The sequence below is a fragment of the Xanthomonas sp. LF07-6 genome (genome assembly GCF_034105445.1).
Lineage (GTDB): Bacteria > Pseudomonadota > Gammaproteobacteria > Xanthomonadales > Xanthomonadaceae > Xanthomonas_A > Xanthomonas_A sontii.
In genome coordinates this window covers 1-17,980 of the sequence record NZ_JAXGGI010000018.1, presented here as the reverse complement: position 1 = coordinate 17,980, position 17,980 = coordinate 1, and the positions used below count along the sequence as shown (strand labels likewise).

General features: G+C 70.2%; 19 protein-coding genes, 1 tRNA gene and 1 pseudogene. 13 read left to right on the top strand and 8 right to left on the bottom strand.

Going from position 1 to position 17,980, the window contains the following annotated elements; genetic code table 11:
* Positions 1-24 precede the first annotated feature (24 nt).
* From birA to SLW56_RS19095, 4 genes are all read left to right on the top strand, one after another.
* Positions 25-990: a bifunctional biotin--[acetyl-CoA-carboxylase] ligase/biotin operon repressor BirA gene (gene birA / locus SLW56_RS19110; protein WP_267094224.1), complete on the top strand. Its 966-nt coding sequence runs from the start codon at positions 25-27 to the stop codon at positions 988-990.
* Positions 987-1,736 carry a type III pantothenate kinase gene (locus SLW56_RS19105; protein WP_295964522.1) on the top strand — a complete coding sequence of 250 codons (750 nt, stop codon included), beginning with the start codon at positions 987-989 and terminating at the stop codon, positions 1,734-1,736. Before birA ends, SLW56_RS19105 begins: the two co-directional genes overlap by 4 nt.
* Before the next feature lie 122 nt (positions 1,737-1,858).
* Positions 1,859-2,707, top strand: a complete 849-nt coding sequence (locus SLW56_RS19100) for an SPOR domain-containing protein (RefSeq protein WP_295964524.1) — start codon at positions 1,859-1,861, stop codon at positions 2,705-2,707.
* Positions 2,708-2,809: 102 nt separating this feature from the next.
* Positions 2,810-2,885 (top strand) — tRNA-Thr (locus SLW56_RS19095).
* A 234-nt stretch (positions 2,886-3,119) separates the two neighbouring features.
* Here SLW56_RS19095 and SLW56_RS19090 read toward each other — a convergent pair.
* Positions 3,120-3,569, bottom strand: a complete 450-nt coding sequence (locus SLW56_RS19090) for a hypothetical protein (protein ID WP_267118058.1) — start codon at positions 3,567-3,569, stop codon at positions 3,120-3,122.
* Positions 3,570-3,616: 47 nt separating this feature from the next.
* Here SLW56_RS19090 and rocF point away from each other — a divergent pair, with 47 nt between their 5' ends.
* The 4 genes from rocF to SLW56_RS19070 all read left to right on the top strand — a co-directional run bounded on the left by rocF (position 3,617) and on the right by SLW56_RS19070 (position 5,428).
* Positions 3,617-4,540 (top strand): arginase, encoded by a 924-nt coding sequence (rocF, locus tag SLW56_RS19085; RefSeq protein ID WP_026144365.1) that lies wholly within the window; start codon positions 3,617-3,619, stop codon positions 4,538-4,540.
* Positions 4,541-4,682: 142 nt separating this feature from the next.
* Positions 4,683-4,835: an entericidin A/B family lipoprotein gene (locus SLW56_RS19080; protein ID WP_017908941.1), complete on the top strand. Its 153-nt coding sequence runs from the start codon at positions 4,683-4,685 to the stop codon at positions 4,833-4,835.
* A 55-nt stretch (positions 4,836-4,890) separates the two neighbouring features.
* A complete protein-coding gene (locus SLW56_RS19075; RefSeq protein ID WP_160966335.1) occupies positions 4,891-5,025 on the top strand; it encodes an entericidin A/B family lipoprotein in 135 nt (44 codons plus the stop codon).
* Positions 5,026-5,212: 187 nt separating this feature from the next.
* The gene (locus SLW56_RS19070; RefSeq protein ID WP_043093613.1) at positions 5,213-5,428 is read left to right on the top strand and encodes a CsbD family protein; all 216 of its coding nucleotides are present in this window, start codon (positions 5,213-5,215) and stop codon (positions 5,426-5,428) included.
* Positions 5,429-5,498: 70 nt separating this feature from the next.
* Here the strand turns inward: SLW56_RS19070 and SLW56_RS19065 are convergent, their stop codons facing one another.
* Complete coding sequence (locus tag SLW56_RS19065; protein ID WP_320695316.1) at positions 5,499-6,395, bottom strand: hypothetical protein; 897 nt, start codon at positions 6,393-6,395, stop codon at positions 5,499-5,501.
* 156 nt (positions 6,396-6,551) lie between these two features.
* On the opposite strand from SLW56_RS19065, the gene SLW56_RS19060 reads away from it, so the two are divergent.
* From SLW56_RS19060 to SLW56_RS19050, 3 genes and pseudogenes are all read left to right on the top strand, one after another.
* Complete coding sequence (locus tag SLW56_RS19060) at positions 6,552-7,844, top strand: tryptophan--tRNA ligase (RefSeq protein ID WP_320695315.1); 1,293 nt, start codon at positions 6,552-6,554, stop codon at positions 7,842-7,844.
* Between the two features lie 426 nt (positions 7,845-8,270).
* Positions 8,271-9,203 (top strand): MBL fold metallo-hydrolase, encoded by a 933-nt coding sequence (locus tag SLW56_RS19055; RefSeq protein WP_320695314.1) that lies wholly within the window; start codon positions 8,271-8,273, stop codon positions 9,201-9,203.
* A 107-nt stretch (positions 9,204-9,310) separates the two neighbouring features.
* Positions 9,311-9,421 (top strand): annotated as a pseudogene (locus tag SLW56_RS19050) (peptidase); the annotation flags it as partial.
* Between the two features lie 381 nt (positions 9,422-9,802).
* Here the strand turns inward: SLW56_RS19050 and SLW56_RS19045 are convergent.
* Together SLW56_RS19045 and SLW56_RS19040 are read right to left on the bottom strand one after the other, a co-directional pair.
* Positions 9,803-10,384: a hypothetical protein gene (locus SLW56_RS19045; protein WP_267083914.1), complete on the bottom strand. Its 582-nt coding sequence runs from the start codon at positions 10,382-10,384 to the stop codon at positions 9,803-9,805.
* Positions 10,385-10,857: 473 nt separating this feature from the next.
* Entirely contained in the window at positions 10,858-11,271 is a 414-nt protein-coding gene (locus SLW56_RS19040; protein ID WP_267101014.1) for a Rap1a/Tai family immunity protein, read from the bottom strand.
* A 122-nt stretch (positions 11,272-11,393) separates the two neighbouring features.
* Here SLW56_RS19040 and yedA point away from each other — a divergent pair, with 122 nt between their 5' ends.
* Together yedA and rarD are read left to right on the top strand one after the other, a co-directional pair.
* Entirely contained in the window at positions 11,394-12,290 is an 897-nt protein-coding gene (gene yedA, locus SLW56_RS19035) for a drug/metabolite exporter YedA (RefSeq protein ID WP_148829938.1), read from the top strand.
* Positions 12,287-13,204 carry an EamA family transporter RarD gene (rarD, locus tag SLW56_RS19030; RefSeq protein ID WP_152236646.1) on the top strand — a complete coding sequence of 306 codons (918 nt, stop codon included), beginning with the start codon at positions 12,287-12,289 and terminating at the stop codon, positions 13,202-13,204. Before yedA ends, rarD begins: the two co-directional genes overlap by 4 nt.
* Before the next feature lie 75 nt (positions 13,205-13,279).
* On the opposite strand, the gene SLW56_RS19025 is transcribed toward rarD, so the two are convergent.
* The 4 genes from SLW56_RS19025 to SLW56_RS19010 form a co-directional block, all read right to left on the bottom strand.
* Positions 13,280-14,422, bottom strand: coding sequence for an alpha/beta hydrolase (locus SLW56_RS19025; RefSeq protein WP_267093061.1), 1,143 nt, complete (start codon positions 14,420-14,422; stop codon positions 13,280-13,282).
* Between the two features lie 150 nt (positions 14,423-14,572).
* Complete coding sequence (locus tag SLW56_RS19020) at positions 14,573-15,883, bottom strand: ABC transporter permease (protein WP_267082222.1); 1,311 nt, start codon at positions 15,881-15,883, stop codon at positions 14,573-14,575.
* Positions 15,884-15,947: 64 nt separating this feature from the next.
* The gene (locus SLW56_RS19015; RefSeq protein ID WP_152246529.1) at positions 15,948-17,105 is read right to left on the bottom strand and encodes an FtsX-like permease family protein; all 1,158 of its coding nucleotides are present in this window, start codon (positions 17,103-17,105) and stop codon (positions 15,948-15,950) included.
* A 13-nt stretch (positions 17,106-17,118) separates the two neighbouring features.
* A complete protein-coding gene (locus SLW56_RS19010) occupies positions 17,119-17,808 on the bottom strand; it encodes an ABC transporter ATP-binding protein (RefSeq protein ID WP_017908954.1) in 690 nt (229 codons plus the stop codon).
* Positions 17,809-17,980 lie beyond the last annotated feature (172 nt).

The window sequence follows — 17,980 nt, the reverse complement described above, 5'->3', positions numbered from 1 at the left end:
CGGAACGAGGCGATGGAACCGGCGTTGGACGAGCGCGAACTGTTGGCCAGGCTCAGCAAGGGGCCCCTGTCCGGCGATGCCCTGGCGCGCGCCTGCGGGCTGACCCGGGCGGCGGTGTGGAAGCGCATTCAGGCGCTGCGCGCGGCCGGGGTGGAGATCGAGGGCCGGGCCGGCGAAGGCTATGGCCTGGCACGGCCGCTGGAACTGCTCGACGCCGCGGCGATCCGGGCCGGACTGAGCGGGCCGGCGGGCGCCGAGCTGGCCGGGCTGGAGATCGCCTGGAGCCTGGTCTCCAGCAATACCACCCTGCTGCAGCGGCCGGCGCCGGCGCAGGGCAGCGAAGTCCTGATGGCCGAGCGCCAGACCGGCGGCCGTGGCCGCCGTGGCCGGGTCTGGGCGTCGCCGCTGGCGGCGCATCTGTATCTGTCGGTGGCGCGCAGCTTCCAGGGCGGGCTGGGCCGGCTGGGCGGCTTGAGCCTGGCGGCCGGCGTGGCCGTGGCCGAAGCCCTGCGTGCGGCCGGATTCGCCACGGTCGGGCTGAAGTGGCCGAACGACCTGCTGGCCGACGGGCGCAAGCTGGGCGGTCTGCTGGTGGAAGGCGGTGGCGAGTTCGCCGGGCCGGCGCGGGCGGTGATCGGCCTGGGCCTGAACGTGGCGATGCCGGCGGCCGCTGCCGCGGACATCGACCAGCCGTGGACCGACCTGACGCGGCTGGCCGGCGGCGCGGTGTCGCGCAACGCGATCGCCGCGGCGGTGCTGTCGCAGCTGCTGCCGGCGCTGGCGCTGTTCGATGCGGAGGGACTGGCGCCGTTCCTGCCGCGCTACGCCGCGCTGGATCTGCTGGCCGGACGCGCCGTGCGCATCGACGATGGCGGCCAGGTGCGCGAAGGCACGGCCCTGGGGCTGGCCGAGGACGGCGCGCTGCGGGTGGCCTTCGCCGACGGCGAGCAGCCGGTGCACGCGGGCGACGTCAGCGTGAGGCCGGCATGAGCGACTGGCTGTTCGACCTGGGCAACTCGCGCTTCAAGTTCGCCGCGCTGGAACACGGGCAGGTGGGCGCGGTGCAGGCCTGGCCGCATGGTGCCGAGGCGATGGACGCGGCGGCGGTCGCGGCGCTGCCGCAGGGTGGCACCGCCTACGTTGCCAGCGTCGCCGCGCCGGCCCTGACCGCCACCGTGCTGGAGGCGCTGCGCAGCCGTTTCGCGCAGGTGCAGGTGGCGCGCACCGAGGCTGCCTGTGCCGGGGTGCAGATCGCGTACGCGCGACCGCAGGCCTTCGGCGTGGACCGGTTCCTGGCCCTGCTCGCCGCGCATGGCGGCGGCGATGTGTTGGTGGTGGGCGTGGGAACGGCGCTGACCGTGGACCTGCTCGATCGCGACGGCCTGCACCACGGCGGCCGCATCGCGCCGTCGCCGACCGTGATGCGCCAGGCGCTACAGCAGAAGGCGGCGCAGCTGCCGGCCGAGGGCGGCGACTACCACGAGTTCGCCGCCGACACCGCCGACGCCCTGGCCTCCGGCTGCGACGGCGCGGCAGTGGCGCTGATCGAGCGCAGCCTGCAGCAGGGCGAGGCCTTGCTCGGACGTCGACCGCGGCTGCTGCTGCACGGCGGTGGGGTGCCGCCGCTGTTGCACGCGCTGCCGCCGGCCGAGCAGCGCCCCGCCTTGGTCCTGGACGGACTGGCGCTGTGGGCGCAGGCGCACGCCGTGGCCGGTGCCGGTGCCGGTGCCGCCTGAGCCGGCCGGCGCAGGCGGCCGCGATGCGGCGCGGCGAAGGCGGACGTTGCGCCGAAGTCGCAACGTCCCACGCAAACGCCACTGTCTCTCCCAACGTGCATCGCACGCTCTAGAATCCGGCCATGCTCGTTCGCGCCCTGCTCGTCGTCCTGACCATCCTCAACCTCGGCGTCGCGGTGTGGTGGGCGATGCAGCCGCCGACGCCGCCCCCGGTGCCGATGCCGGCCGTGCCGGCCGGGGTGGCGACGCTGCAACTGGTCAATGAAGCGCCGGCGCCGGCTGCTGCGCCAACTCCGCCGGCGTCTGCGCCTGTCGCCGCGCCAGCCGATGCGCAAGCGGACACCGCCGTCGCCGCCGATATTGTCGGAGCGGTTCCGGCGCAGGCTGACGCGCCGGTGGCTCCGACCACAGCTGCACCCTCCAATGCGCCCGCGCCGCCCGCTGCCGTGCCTGCGCCCGCTCCAACCCAGGCCCAGGTCGAGCCTGCGGCGAAGCCCCCTGCCGACGCGGCGGTGTGCCTGAGCGTGGGGCCTTACCCGGATCGCGATGCCGCCCAGGCGGCCGTCGCCGCGCTGGCCCCGGGCGCGCCGCGTCCACGCCTGCGCGAGGCCGCCGACAGCGATGCCACCAGCTTCCGCGTGATCCTGCCGACCATCGGCGGCGAGGACGGCCTCAGGCAGGCCACCGAGCGCATCGTCGCCGCCGGCATCCGCGACTATTACCCGTTGCGCCAGGGCGATGCCGGCAATGCCATCGCCCTGGGCCAGTACCGCAGCCGCGAGGGGGCCGAGCGCCGCCGCCAGGAACTGGCCCGTGCCGGCTTCAACGCCGACCTGATCCCCAGCGGCGGCAGCGGCCAGTCGCGCTGGTGGCTGGACCTGCGCGCCGACTCCGCGGCGCAGGCCGCGACCCTGCGCCGCCAACTCGGCGCCGCGCGCCAGCGCACCGTGGACTGCGGCACGCTGCGCTAGAATGCCGTACCTGCCCGTGCACGGCGCCGCGCCGTAGGGCGTGTCGAGGCCCGCGCCAGCAGGTAGACTGCCCCGGGCCCGCCCGCGGGCGTCGTCCACCTTGCCGCTTTAGCTCAGTCGGTAGAGCAACTGTCTTGTAAACAGTAGGTCATCCGTTCGATTCGGATAAGCGGCACCATCTTCGATCCGCCGGCATCCGCAGATGTCCGCGCTGCGCCATCAATCCGCTGAAACAGCGGGTTTTTGCTTTCTGTCGCGTGCCCTCACGAACATCCGGTCGAGCAGGGAGCAACTGCGCGTCACGCGAGCAGGGTGTGGCGTGGCGGATGGCAAGCACGCAGCAGCACAACCGCGAGGCAACAGCCGCTCAACCGAAGCGCGGTTGGATCGCCGCGTGTTGTCGCGAGCTGCGCTACGGGCTTCGCGGCATGAGCAAGAACTGCGCGCGCGCGGAAAGCGGACAACCCTGCTGCTGCAAGAAGGCGATGGCCTCTCTGGTGCGCCGGAGCAGCCCGGTGTTCGCGATGAAGGTCGTCTTCGCTCCCTGGAAGGCCAGCACGACGTTCTCGGTTCCCCATGCCTTCCGATAGTCCACGCTGGCGATCTCGCTGTACGGACGGGTGCGCGTGCGAAGCACGCGGTACTCCACGTGGTCCGCGTGCAGGATCAGCATGGGGTTGAGGCTGTTGTGCGCCCACGCGAACCAGGGAAGGAACGTGAGCCCGGCGAACGCGGCCTCCAGGGTCACGGTCAACGGTTTTTCCAAGGCGATCTCCAGAAACGGCGGAGCAGCGTAGCCAGGCGCTGCCATCGACGTCCAACCGCGCGCCTCCGCCTGCTGCGCCGCGGCGAGTCGTGACATGCCGGTCCCGCTAGACTGGGCCACTTTTTTGGCTGGAGCGTATGCGCATGAAGTCGTCCTTTCTGCCGGTGTCCCTGATCGGCGTTCCCACCGATATCGGGGCCGGCCACCGCGGTGCGCGCATGGGGCCGGAGGCACTGCGCATCGCCGGCCTGCACGAGGCGCTGGCCAATCGTGGCGTGGAGGTGCGCGACATCGGCAACATCGATGGCCCGCGCAATCCCTGGCAGGCGCCGGTCGACGGCTACCGCCACCTGGACGAGGTGGTGGCCTGGAACCGCGCGCTGATGGAGGCCAGCTACGCCGAGCTGCGCGCCGGGCGCATGCCGATCGTGCTCGGCGGCGACCATTGCCTGGGCATCGGTTCGATCACCGCGGTGGCGCGTTACTGCCGCGAGCAGGGCCGCAAGCTGCGCGTGCTGTGGCTGGACGCGCACTCGGACTTCAACACCAGCGAGGTCACGCCGTCGGGCAACGTGCATGGCATGCCGGTGGCCTGCCTGTGCGGGCTGGGCCCGCAGGCGCTGACCGAGCTCGGCGGCAGCGCGCCGGCGCTGCGCCCGGAGCAGGTGCGGCAGATCGGCATCCGCTCGGTCGACCCGGACGAGAAGCGGCTGATCAAGCAGCATCGTGTGGACGTGTACGACATGCGCTACATCGACGAGATGGGCATGAAGCGGACCATGGAGGCGGCGCTGGACGGGCTCGACGCCGACACCCATCTGCACGTCAGCTTCGACGTGGACTTCCTCGACCCCAGCATCGCCCCGGGTGTCGGCACCACCGTGCCTGGCGGCCCCAACTACCGCGAGGCGCAGCTGGTGATGGAGATGATCGCCGACAGCGGGCGCATGGCCTCGCTGGACATCGTGGAGCTGAATCCGGTGCTGGACCACCGCAACCTGACCGCGGAGCTGGCCGTGGACCTGGTGGAGAGCCTGTTCGGCAAATCGACCCTGATGCGGGACTGAGCGACGCGGGCTTACCCTGAATGGGTCGCCGGTTCATTCACGTGAAATCCACAGTCGTGACGGCAGATTCACCCCCAGACGGTAGCGCGGCGACGCCTATCGCCGCCCACCCCGACCACCTGCGATTGCCGAGGACGACCCGATGAAGCGACTGACCACCCTGTTGATGCTGACCCTGTTTTGCGCTGGTGTGCTGACCGGCTGCAACACCGTTGCCGGCGCCGGCAAGGACATGCAGAAGGCGGGCGAGAAGGTGGAAGACACCGCCAAGGATTGCAGCGCGGGCAAGTGCTGAGTTTCGCGCGGCCTGCGTGCCGCGTCCCATGACCAAGTAAGCAAGGAGTGAACCTATGAAGCGTACGTTTGCGTGGATGCTGCTGGCGATGTTCTCTGTGGGCCTGCTGGCCGGTTGCAACACCGTTGCCGGTGCCGGCAAGGACGTGCAGAAGGCGGGCGAGAAGGTCGAAGACGCTGCCAAGAACTGAGCCTCGTCTCGGTGACCAGAAACGGGTCGGCTTGCCGGCCCGTTTTTTTTTTGCGCGGCTGCCGACCACCGCGTAACGGTTCACGATGCTCATGCATCGCTGACGCTGCGTTGATCGGTTCGCGACGCAGGCCGCGCAATGCTGCGCGGGCGGCGTAAGGCGCCGCTTACACATCACGAGAGATGCCATGAACAAAGACATCATTGCCGGCAAGTGGACCCAGCTCAAGGGCAAGATCAAGGCGCAGTGGGGCGACCTCACCGACGACGACTTCGACGTCGCCGAAGGCAACACCCAGTACCTGGCCGGCAAGCTGCAGGAGCGCTACGGCTGGGCGCGCGATCGCGCCGAGAAGGAAGTGCACGCGTTCCGCGACGGCCTGGGCAAGGAATACCACGACTGAGGCGCACACCGCCGCAGCGTCGTCGACACGGGCCGCATTGCGGCCCGTGCTTTTTGGGTGCGCGGGAAGTTCAGCGCTCCGGCGGATCGGGCACGTAGTCGCCGGGAAACGCACTTGGCGCAACCGCCATGCGACGCGGAAGTAGGTCGCGCGGCAGCACGCCGCGTGCGATCAGCCGTGGGCGGCTGTCGTAGCGCAGCTCGGTCCGTTGCATCGGCACGTCGCTGGCGCGCTCGAACTCGGTGACGCGCGAGGGCGACCACTCGCGCGCGCCGTGGCCGGTGCCCAGGCGCTGCTGCACGCGGGCAGCGGAGGTGCCTTCGCGTGCATACGCGCGTGCGTCCGCGGACGGTGCCGCCGCGAGGGGCGCGGCCGCACTGCGTTGCGGGGCGGCCGCTGCCGGTGCAGGCAGCGCGTCCGGCGCCGGGACGCCGGGCGTTGCCGCGCGCGCGGCTGCGTTGGAAGCTCTCTCGGCGTCGACGCCTGCGTCCCCCGGGACGGTATCGGGCCATGCCCGCGCTTCGTCGAACACCGCCATGCCGATCACGCCGACGTTGCGCGGACGTCCGGTGCGTGCCGCATAGCTGTCCTCCAGGTCGGTGAACACGAACTGCGCCACGTCCTCGGACGATTTGCGCCACCCGGCGATCTCGGTTTGTTGCCACGGCGCCAGCACATAGCCGCGCTGGTCGCTGGCCGCGGTCTGGCCACTGACCGCGTTGACGCCGTCCACCGACAGCACCACCAGCACCCGTGCCCCGGTCAGGTTGGTCAGGCGCAGCGCGTAGCGGTGGCCGGGCGTGGCGGCGATCCAGCGCTCGCCGCGCCAGGCATGCGCGGGCAGCGGATCGTCGCCGGCATCGCGATCGATCACCTGCAGCTGCACCGCCGGCGCCGAGCTCGGTGGCGACGGCCATGGACGAAAGCCGCACAGCCCGCCGATGCACAGCAGCGCGAAGGCGAGCACGGCGAGGGAACGGGAACGGCGGGGCAGGGAAGGAGCAGGAACGTGCATCGCGGCGACTCCAGGACGGGGACGCCGGATTGAACGCACCACGCGCCGGAACGGGGTTGTCGCGCAGCGGGTAAACTCGCCGGGTTTCCCCCTGACCGTCCATTCCGCATGACCACCCGCGTTCTCACCGGCATCACCACCTCCGGCACGCCGCACCTCGGCAACTACGTCGGCGCCATCCGCCCCGCGCTGCAGGCCAGCCGGCGTCCCGGCATCGAGAGCTTCTTCTTCCTGGCCGATCTGCACAGCCTGATCAAGGCGCAGGACCCGGCGCGGACCCAGCGCTCGACCCTTGAGATCGCGGCGACCTGGCTGGCGGCGGGCCTGGATCCGGCGCAGGTGTGGTTCTACCGCCAGTCGGACGTGCCGGAGACCAACGAGCTGACCTGGTTTCTGACCTGCGTCGCCGGCAAGGGCATCCTCAACCGCGCGCACGCCTACAAGGCCGCGGTGGACAAGAACCGCGCCGACGGCGAGGACGACGATGCCGGGGTCACCGCCGGTTTGTTCATGTATCCGGTGCTGATGGCCGCCGACATCCTGCTGTTCAAGGCGCAGCAGGTGCCGGTGGGCCGCGACCAGATCCAGCACATCGAGATGGCGCGCGATTTCGCGCAGCGCTTCAATCACGTCTACGGCCGCGAGCACTTCGTGCTGCCCGATGCGCTGATCGACGAGCAGGTGGCGACGCTGCCCGGGCTGGACGGGCGCAAGATGAGCAAGAGCTACGACAACACCATTCCGCTGTTCGCCCCGCGCGAGGAGCTGAAGAAGCGGGTGTTCGCCATCGTCACCGATTCGCGCGCGCCGGGCGAGCCGAAGGAGATCGAGGGCTCTGCGCTGTTCCAGCTGTACCAGGCCTTCGCCAGCGCCGAGGAGACGGCCGCGTTCGCGCAGGCGTTCGCCGCCGGCATCGGCTGGGGCGAGGCCAAGCAGCAGCTGTTCGAGCGCATCGATGCCGAGATCGCGCCGATGCGCGTGCGCTACGAAGCGCTGATGGCGCGTCCGCAGGACATCGAGGCGATCCTGCGCGACAACGCGCAGCGCCTGCGCGAACGCTATGCGATCCCGTTCCTGGCCGAGTTGCGGCACGCGGTGGGCCTGCGCGACCTGTCGGCGCAGGCCGATGGCGCCACCGCAGCGGCGGCGGCCAAGCAGGCGCTGCCGAGCTTCAAGCAGTACCGCGAGGCCGACGGCCAGTTCTACTTCAAGCTGCTCGATGGCGAGGGCGTGCTGCTGTTGCAGAGCGGCGGCTTCGCCTCGCCGCGCGACGCCGGGCAGACCATCGCCGCGCTCAAGCAGGCCGCACAGGCCGAGGCGCTGCAGGCGGCGCCGGTGACCCTGGAAGCAGCGGCCGAGACGGTGCTGGCGGCGCTGGCGCGGCTGCGCGAGGCGGGCTGAGCGCTCGCGCGGCGGTCCATCGTAGAAGCGGCTTCAGCCGCGACAGGCATTCCTAGGAATGCTTGTCGCCTAGGAATGCCTGTCGCGGCTGAAGCGGCTCGGACAGGGCGGCACTAGCCTTGTCGGAGCATTGCATTGTGGGAGGGACTTCAGTCCCGACGACGGAGGGTGTCAGGCGGCGTTCGGCTTCGCTTGTCGCGGCTGCATGACGGTCGACTCCTACAGACAAGAGACGCGTTCCATCGCGACATCCGAAGCGCGTGTGTTTGCCGGCCGCATGCAGTCGGGACTGAAGTCCCTCCCGCAATGGGCTGTCGGGTCTCCGGCGTTTCCGTTATTCGTCCTCATCCGGCCCTTGCCGCACGGCACTGGCAGCATCCTCCATACCGCCTAGAATGGAGTCTCGCCCAGCCACGCTTCTGCGCCATGCCACGCGATCCCAGCATCCATCTCGTCGATACCGGCTTCCAGCGCGCGCAGTTCGATGCCGCTTACCTGATCGTGGAGAACGGGCGCGGCGCCTTCGTCGACTGCGGCACCAGCCATGCCGTGCCGCTGCTGCTGGACGCCCTGGCGCAGGCCGGTCTGGCGCCGGCCGACGTGGACTGGCTGATCCTCACCCACGTGCACCTGGACCATGCCGGCGGTGCGGGTGCGCTGCTGCAGCATCTGCCGAACGCACGCCTGCTTGTGCATCCGCGCGGTGCGCCGCACATGATCGATCCGGCGCGGCTGATCGCCGGCGCCACCGCGGTGTACGGCGAGGCGGAGATGGCGCGCAGCTACGGCAGCATCGTGCCGGTACCGGCGGAGCGCGTGGTGGTGGCCGAGGACGGCCATCGCCTGTTGCTGGCCGGGCGCGAGCTGTTGTGCATCGACACGCCCGGGCACGCCCGCCATCACCTGTGCATGTGGGACGCACGCAGCCGCAGCTGGTTCAGTGGCGACACCTTCGGCCTGTCCTACCGCGAACTGGACAGCACGCGCGGTGCGTTCGCGATCCCGACCTCGTCGCCGGTGCAGTTCGAGCCGGAAGCGATGCAGGCCTCGATCCAGCGCATGCTCGGCTACGCGCCGCAGACGCTGTATCTCACCCACTACGGTCCGGTGGAGGGCGCCGAGACGCTGGCGGCGGAACTGCTGGAGCAACTGGAGGCGATGGTGGCGATCGCGCGCGGCTGCGACGGCCGTTCCGACCGCCATCGCTGCCTGGTCGCGGCGCTGACCGCGCTGTATCTGGAGCGGGCGCGGCTGCATGGCTGTCCGCTGGACGATGCCGGTGTGGAGCGTGTGCTGCACATGGACATCGAACTCAATGCGCAGGGCCTGGCCTGCTGGCTGGATCGTCCCGCGCGCTGAACGGCGGCCGGTTTCGCGCACGCGAATGCGTCGCCGCGCTGTCTCCACACGACGCCATTCTCTACACTGTGCGGCCCGCTTGTTGCCAGGTCGTGACCGTGAACCCGATGCGCATGTTGCTGCTGTCCGCCTCCCTGTTCATGGGAGGTGCGGCACAGGCGGCCAACGATGCGCTGGCCGGCGATGCGGGCGGCGACGCCGATGCCTTGGAGCGGCATGCCTTGCCGGCGAACAGCGATCCGGCCGAGGCCTGTGGTCCGGCGATGCCGGGCTGAGCGACGCCGGTCGAGCGACATACGAGTGCCGTCACAGCACGTTGGCTGGGCGGTGCCGGAGCCGTTGGCCATGGCCGGCGATACGTGCGTTGCGCTGGGGATGCGGTAGAAGGAGATCTTCGCGGGTGGCGCAAGGCCACGCGTAGGAGCAGCTTCAGCCGCGACGGGGCGTGACCGGCAATGCCTGTCGCGGTTGAAGCCGCTCTTGCGAGAGATCAGCGCGGTGTTCGGCAAGGCTGCGAAAAGCGCGCGCTAGAAGTGGCCTGAAGCCGTTTCTACCGTGCCAGGTGCGTGCGGGTGCCGCAAGCGACCATGCCGCACTGCTCAGGCAGTGGTGTCGATCAACCCGCCGACGATGCCCTGGTTGAGCAGGTCGCCGGTGACCGTGCCGCTGAGGCTGGGATCGGACTGCAGCAGCGACGACAGCTGCGGGGTCAGGCCCTGGCTGCTGAAGACGCCGGAGGCGTTGTACAGGCCCGGGGTCGACGGCGGCGCGGTGATGGTGCCGAGCAGGCCCTGGTCGTATGTCTGCGTGGCCTGATCGAGGGTGGGGTAGGGCGCGGTGCCGGTCGAGGTCGACGCGCCGGCGGTCGAGGTGGAAGTGCCGGCAGACGAGGCCACATCGCTCGGGCCGGCGCTGACGATGCTGTTGAACAGCCCGGCCGCGTTGTAGGTCAGGCCCGTGTCGGCCGGGGTGGTTCCCGCGAGGCCGCCGAGGCTGAAGATCACCGAGGCCTCGCCGGACAATTCCACCGCCTGCTGCACCGCGGCCGGATCGTTGCTGGCCACGATCGGGTTGCCAGCTTGAGCCGAACCGCTGGAGGCACTCGCTGCGGAAAAGCCATAGGGCGACGTGCCATAAGGCGTGACGGTGCCGAGCGGCGACAGTGCGGTATCGATGGCCATGGCAGTGCACAGCGAGCAGGTGTGTGTGCGTACAGATACGCCCGTGCGGCTGAACCGTCTCTTAGGTTTTTCGGGGGCTGCGGAGCGCCGGAGCGGGCTGCAGTTGCGCTGTCATGGACGTCGGCTGATCGGTGGAAACTTCAGGGGTCAGAACTGCATGGAGCAGCACACTCCTCGCGCGAGGCCGATCTCGTTTCTTCGGCCAGAGCGCGGCGCGGGTCGGCCATGCGCAGTGGCGGCAGCTGACGCGACCTGGTTGAGATCCTTCATCTGCTGCGCGCTGCTGGTCTGGCTGTTGGCGCGCCCACGCGGACCTGCAGCGCCGCGGCCTGGTGATCACGGTGGAGCGCCGGGCGCCGCTGGCGGTGGCTGCGGTGCTGGTGTGGATGCCCGTGCGGCACCCGACGCATCGTCGCGCCAGCGGCTCATCACTGCCTCGTCGCGCCGACGCGACCTCGAGGCAGTCGGCGCTTTCAGCGCGATGGGCGGCGTGGCTTGGCGGGTTTGCAGGGATACCGTTTGGCCAGGGCCTGCGCGACCAGGTCGCTGGCGCGCTCGTCCAGGCGCGCGTCGGGCAGCGCGACGAGATCGGCGACCAGGGCCTGCACATCCGGTGGACCGGACTGGCCGGCCGGTCGGCACCATTGCGCGCCCTCGCTGCCGGCCGCGATGCCGAGCATGTAGGCGGCCGCCGTGCGCGAGGACACCATGACCCGCAGTTCCTGCGGTTGCTGCGGACCCAGGTCGTCTGCCAGCGAGCCGTCCAGCGGGGCTTCCAGCAACTGATGTCCGTTCAAGTCCCAGGGTCCGGCAGGCGGGCGTGCCGCGCTGTTGCTGCCCAGCGCCGCCAGCAGGGGCAGCGCGAGCCAGGTGCGGTGTGATGTCATCCACGACTCCTTTCTAGACGAGTGGTCTGCACGCCGCGGCGGTGCGGCACGCGCGGATGAAGCGGCTTGCGCACAGACCAGGTGCTCTAGAATAGCGCCCCCGCTGTCTCTGGCGCCGTCCGATGCCTTCTGCTCCTGTCGCCGCTGCGCCTGCGCGCGGCGGCTTCGTCGTTCTCGCCCTGTTCCTGGTCTATGTCGTCTGGGGCTCGACCTATCTGGCGATCCGCTTCGCCTTGGAAGGCGGCGCGCCGCCGTTGAGCGTGGTCTCCGGCACGCGCTTCGTGATCGCCGGCAGCGTGCTGTACGCGGTGCTGCGCTGGCGCGGGGTGCCCGCGCCCACGCGCGCGCAGTGGCGGCCGCTGGCCATGCTCGGCGCGCTCATGCTGGTCTGCGGCAACGGCCTGGTGGTGCTGGCCGAGCGTCAGGTGTCCTCGGGGCTGGCGGCGGTGGCGGTGGCCTCGGTGCCGCTGTGGATGGCGCTGTTCGGCACGCTGCGCGGCCATCACGCCAGCCGCGGCGAATGGCTGGGGATCGTGGTCGGCTTCGCCGGCGTGGTGTGGCTCAACGCCGGCAGTAGTCTCAATGCCAGCCCGCTGGGCCTGGTGCTGCTGTTGATCGCGCCGGTCGGCTGGGCGTTCGGCTCGGTGTGGTCGCGCGGGCGCGATCTGCCGATGCCGTTCATGGCCGCCGCCGGGCAGATGCTGTGCGGCGGGGTGATGCTGGTGGCGATCGGCCTGCTCAGCGGTGAACGCCTGCACACGCTGCCGAGTACGCAGGGGATGCTGGCGGTGGCCTACCTGTGCGTGTTCGGCTCGATCGTCGCCTTCACCGCCTACGTGTGGCTGCTGCAGAACGTACGCCCGGCGCTGGCCGGCAGCTATGCCTACGTCAATCCGGTGATCGCGGTGGCGCTGGGCAGTTGGCTCGGCAGCGAACGCTTCAGCGCCAGCGATTTCGGTGCGATGGCGGTGATCCTGGCCGGCGTGGTGGTGATCACCGTGGCGAGGACCCGCCGATGACCGCGGTCGCCGCGCAGGAGGCCCGGCGCGGCCTGTGGATCACCGCGGCGACCTTCGCGCTGTGGGGCGTGGTGCCGGTGTACTGGCACCTGCTGCAGGCGGTGCCGTCGCCGCACATCATCGCCCACCGCATCGTCTGGAGCACGCTGCTGGTGGTGGCCTGGCTGGTGTACAGCGCACGCCTGCAGTGGTGGCGGCGCATCGCCGCGCAGCCGCGCGCGCTGGCCACGCTGGCGCTGAGCAGCCTGGCGATCGCCTTCAACTGGGGCCTGTACATCTGGGCGGTCAATGCCGGCCATGTGATCGAGACCAGCCTGGGCTACTTCATCAATCCGCTGGTCAACGTGCTGCTCGGGGTGCTGGTGCTGCGCGAGCGGCTGCGTCCGCTGCAATGGCTGGCGGTGGCCTGCGCGGCGCTCGGCGTGGCCTGGCTGACGGTCGACGCCGGCACGCTGCCGTGGATCGCGCTGGGCCTGGCCGGCTCGTTCGGGCTGTACGGCCTGTTGCGCAAGCTGGTGCAGGTGGATGCGGTGGCAGGGCTTGGCGTGGAAAGCCTGTACCTGTTCCTGCCGGCGCTGGGCTTCGTGCTGTGGGGCGAGGCCGGCCACGGCGGCGGCTTCGTCGGCGGCTGGGGCTGGCGCAACGACCTGCTGCTGGCATTCGGCGGCGTGGTGACCGCGGTGCCGCTGATCGGTTTCGCCTACGGCGTGCGACGTATCCCGCTGTCGCTGGTGGGGCTGCTGCAGTACATCGCACCGAGCCTGCAACTGCTGCTGGGCGTGTGGTTCTTTCGCGAGCCGTTCGACGCGGGCAAGGCGATCGGCTTTGCCGCCATTTGGATCGGGTTGCTGTTGTTCGCCGGCGAGAGTCTGTGGCGGTCGGGCGTGTGGCGGCGAGCGGGGAGTCGGGATTAGGGATTCGGGATTGGCAAAAGCAGCAACACAGCCCGCTGTTACGAATCCCCAATCCCGAATCCCCAATCCCGCCGCTCAGCCGCGGCTATCGCTCGCCGCCGGCCCACCCGTCAGCTGCAGCTCGGGGTCCGCACGCGGCGGCAGCGGCTGCGGGCAGCGGCCGCCGTGGCTCGGCGACTGCAAGTCGGCGAACCAGTCCTCCACGGTCGGCGCCAGCAGATCCAGCCGCATCGGCAGGCTCAGGTGGTTCTCGCCGGGCATCTCCAGGTAGTGCGCGCGCGGGGCGTCCAGCGCCAGCAGGCGGCCGTGCGCCACCGGGATGTGCTGGTCGGCGCTGCCGTGTAGCAGCAGCACGCAGGCCGGCGCGGCGCGCGCGGCGGCGGTGACGTCGACCTGGTCCAGGTTGAGCGCCAGGCGCTGATTGGCGTTGGCGATCACCGCATCCAGGTTCTGCCCGCCGTAGCGCCAGCGCGCCAGGTCCATCGCCGCGCTGGCCATCCAGCCGCGCGGGCGGCTGGCGAGCATGTGCGGGATCATGTCGCGGATGCCGCGGCCGGCGTTGGCGAAGGATTCCATCGCGACCACGCCGTCGACCTGATCGCCGAGCTTCTGCGCGGCGAACAGCGCGGTGGCCGCGCCGTAGGACACGCCGAACAGGTACACCGGACCCTGCACCTCGCCGCTGGCGCGCAGGGCGCGGATCACCGCGACCACGTCGTCGGACTCGCGGGTGCCGTAGCCGGCCGGGCCGCCGCCGGAGCGGCCGTGGTTGCGCAGGTCGATGCTGATGCTGCGGTAGCCGGCCTGGGCCAGGTCCAGCGACCACGGCAGCAGCGAGTCGCCGTCCATCATCCAGCCGTGCAGCAGCACCACGGTGCCGCGCGGGGCCATGTGCGAGGCGGGCGCCGGGGTGCCCACGTCCATGGCGAAGTCGGCATGCTCGTGGCCGCTGGCGTCGCGGCCGGCATGCTCGTAGCGGTAGCGCATGTGGTAGTCGCCCGGGTCGATGGCGCGCCAGAAGATCGGGATGCCGCCCGGCACCACCACGTGGCCGCTGCGGTTGGGCAGGGTCGCCAGCAGGCTCTGGATGCGCTCCTCGTCCATCAACGGCGACACGCCGCCCGGCGCGACCAGGCGGTCGCTGAGCGAGGTGGAGGAGCAGGCGCTCAGCCACAGGCTGGCGCAGAGGACGAGCAGCAGGCGCAGGCGCGAGGACATGGGCGTGGCGGCGTGGAACCAAATGGCCGCGCAGGCTAGCGCCTCGGCGGCGGCCGTTCTACCGCGTTTCGATGACGGAACGATGACGCGTCAGCCGCCATTGGGCCGGGCCGGGACAGCGGTCCCGGCCCGGCGCGTTCAGCCCTGGCACTACAGCGCGCGCAGGGCGGTGGTGATCGGCAGCCGCGCCGCGCGCAGCGCCGGGAACAGGCCGCCGACCAGGCCGATGCCCAGCGCCCACTTCAGCCCGGTCCACAGCAGCGGCGGGGACACCTTGAACTGGAATACCACCTGGCTGAAGTTGCTGCCCAGGGTGGAGACGCTGTAGCCGTTGAAGATCGCCCAGGCGATCAGCCCGCCCAGCACGCCGCCGAGCAGCGCCAGCAGCATGGTCTCCAGCATCACCGCCACCACCACCGGCAGCCCGCGGAAGCCCAGCGCGCGCATGGTGGCGATCTCGCGGGCGCGGGTGGCGACCGCCGCGTACATGGTGTTGAGCGCGCCGAACACCGCGCCGATCGCCATGATGGTGCCGATGAAGGTGCCCAGGACCTCCAGCACCTTGCTGAGGTTGCCGCCCTGCTTGCGGTAGTACTCGCGGGTGGTGAACACGTCCAGCTTCAGCCGCGGGTCGGCGTCCATCGCCGCCTTGAACTGGCGGAAGCCGTCCTGGCCCTGGGTGCGCACGCTGATCGACTGGTAGGCGCTGCGGTTGTAGGTGGTGGCCAGGGTCTGGGTGTCGGTCCACAGCTCCGAGTCGTGCGCGTCGCCGCTGGCGAACACGCCGACCACGGTCCAGGCCTGGTTGCCCAGGGTCAGGGTCTGGCCGAGCTGCAGGCCGCGGAACTGCGATTGCGCGCCCTTGCCGACCACGATCTCGCGCAGGCCCGGTTGGAAGCGACGGCCCTGCAGGAGCTTGACCTTGTCGTGCACCGCCCAGCCCTGCTCGCCGACGCCGCGGAACTGCGCGTTGACGTCGGTGCCGTCGGACTTGGACTGCAGGTTCACCACCTGCGACAGTTCCGGCGAGACCAGCGGGCGGTTGTCGGCGCCGCGCGCCACGCCGGCCAGGCTGGCGATCAAGGGCACCTGGTCGCGGGTGATGACCGAGTTGGTCTCGGCCTGCGAGCCGCCGCGCAGGACGATGGCGGTAGTGTCGTCGCCGGTGCTGTCCAGGGTGGCCTGGAAGCCCTGGCCCATCGCCAGCATCGCCACCAGCACGCCGACCACGCCGGCGATGCCGACCACGATCACCGAACTGGCGCCCCAGCGCTGCGGCAGGCTGGCGATGCCGATGCGCGCGGCGGCGAGCGACAGCCGGCCGCTGCGGGTGACCAGCAGCAGCACGGCGAGCACCGCCACCAGCGCCAGCACCAGGAACCAGGGCAGGGCGATCCAGATTCCCAGGCCGAGCGCCAGCGCCGCGATCGCCAGGACATTCCATAACCATTGCATCTTCATTGCGTTGTTCCTCGGGTCTGCGTCGCCGTCCGTGGCATCGCTGTGCTGGAGAGAAGGGGCGGGCTCAGCGCCCGGCCAGGGCGTCGACGATCTTCAGCCGCTGCGCGCGCAGCGCCGGCAGCAGGCCGACCACCACGCCGATGACCAGCATCAGCGCCGCTCCGATCAGCCAGGTCTGCAGCGGCACCGCGTGCACCGGCAGCGCGCCGCGGCTGGCGCTGGCCAGCACCGGGATCGCCGCCGCCGCCAGCGCCATGCCGAGCAGGCCGCCGAGCACGATCAGCAGCACCGACTCGACGATCACCAGGGTCAGCACGGTGCGGTCCTGGAAGCCCAGGGTCTTGAGCGTCGCTAGTTCCGGGATGCGTTCGCGCACCGCCTGCGCCATGGTGTTGCCGGTCAGCAGCACCAGGGTGAAGAACACCGCGCCCATGATCGAGGTGACGATCAGGCCGATGTCGGCGAACTGCTTGACGAAGGCCTGCTGGAATGCCGACTCGGTCTGCGACTTGGTCTCGTGGTCGGAGTTGGCCGACAGCGCATCGATCGCCTGCGCCACGCGCGAGGCGTGCTCGGGGTTGTCCAGCCGCACCGTGTACCAGCTGACCCGGCCCTTGATGTAGTCGTTGCTCTCGTCGAAGTACTTCCAGTTCATCATCAACTGGTTCTCCGCCTGCACGTTGGCGCGGTCCTTGGCGCGGAAGATCGCCTTCAGTTCCAGCGGCCAGTCGTTGCTGCCGCCGCGCGGGAAGATGGTGGCCTGCAGCGGGATCACGTCGCCGACCTTCCAGCCGTTCTTCTTCGCCAGCGCCTCGCCCACCGCCGCACCGGTGCGGGTGTCGCGGAACGCCTTGAGCTGCTCCGGCGGCATCTCGTACTCGCTGTACACGTCGAAGAAGTTCGGCGCCACCGAGAAGTTGGGGAAGAAGTCCTTGGGATCCTTGTAGATGCCGCCGAACCACATCGCATAGGTCACGTCGCGCACGCCCGGCACGCTGCGGATCTGCGCTTCCAGGCGCACCGGCAGCGACTGGGTGATCGACAGGCGCGAGGCCACCACCAGGCGGTTGACCCCTTCCACCGAGCCGCCGGCGGTGAACGCGACGCGCACCGAGTCGAGCAGGCCGAACAGCAGGAACGCGACGATCACCGAGAACAGGGTCAGCACTGTCCGCGTCTTGCTGCGGAACAGTTGCGCCCAGATCAACGAAAAATACTTCATGGCATCGCCTCGCTCAGTGCGCGGCCGGCGCGTCGGCCAGCTCGCCCTTGTCCAGGTGCACGGTGTGGGTGGCGTACTCGGCGGCCTTGGGATCGTGGGTGACCATGACGATGGTCTTGCCGTGGCTGCGGTTGAGTTCCTGCAGCAGGCCCAGCACGTCCTCGGCCGAGCGCCGGTCGAGGTCGCCGGTGGGTTCGTCGCAGATCAGGAAGGTGGGGTCGGAGACGATGGCGCGGGCGATGGCCACGCGCTGCTGCTGGCCGCCGGACAGTTCGCTGGGCTTGTGGTTGCGGCGCTCGGCCAGGCCGACCAGGGTCAGCGCGATCTCGGCATTGCGCTTGCGCTGGGCGGCGCTGAGCGAGGTCAGCAGCAGCGGCAGTTCGACGTTCTTCTGCGCGGTGAGCATCGGCATCAGGTTGTAGAACTGGAACACGAAGCCGACGTGGTGGCTGCGCCAGGTGGCGAGCTGGCCGCCGCTCATGCGGTCGATGCGCTGGCCTTCGATCTCGATCTCGCCGCCGCTGGGCGAATCCAGCCCGCCGATCAGGTTGAGCAGGGTGGTCTTGCCGGAGCCGGACGGACCCATCAGGGCGACGAAGTCGCCACGGGCGATATCCAGGTCGATGCCGTGCAGGACCTGGACTTTCTCGGGGCCGCGCTGGTAGGTCTTGGTGACGTTGCGCAGGGTGACGAGGGTGGACATGGTGGTGTTCCTGGCGGTGGGCGAGGTGGAGGCGATGCGGTCGCCGATGGCGGCGATGTAGTTACCGTTGCTTTTGCTTTTGATTTTTCTGTTGCTGTTGCAAGTGCAGCTGCAGCGGTTGTTGCTTTTGCTGTTGCTTCTGCCGTTGCGGTTGTTCTTGCTTTTGACTTGC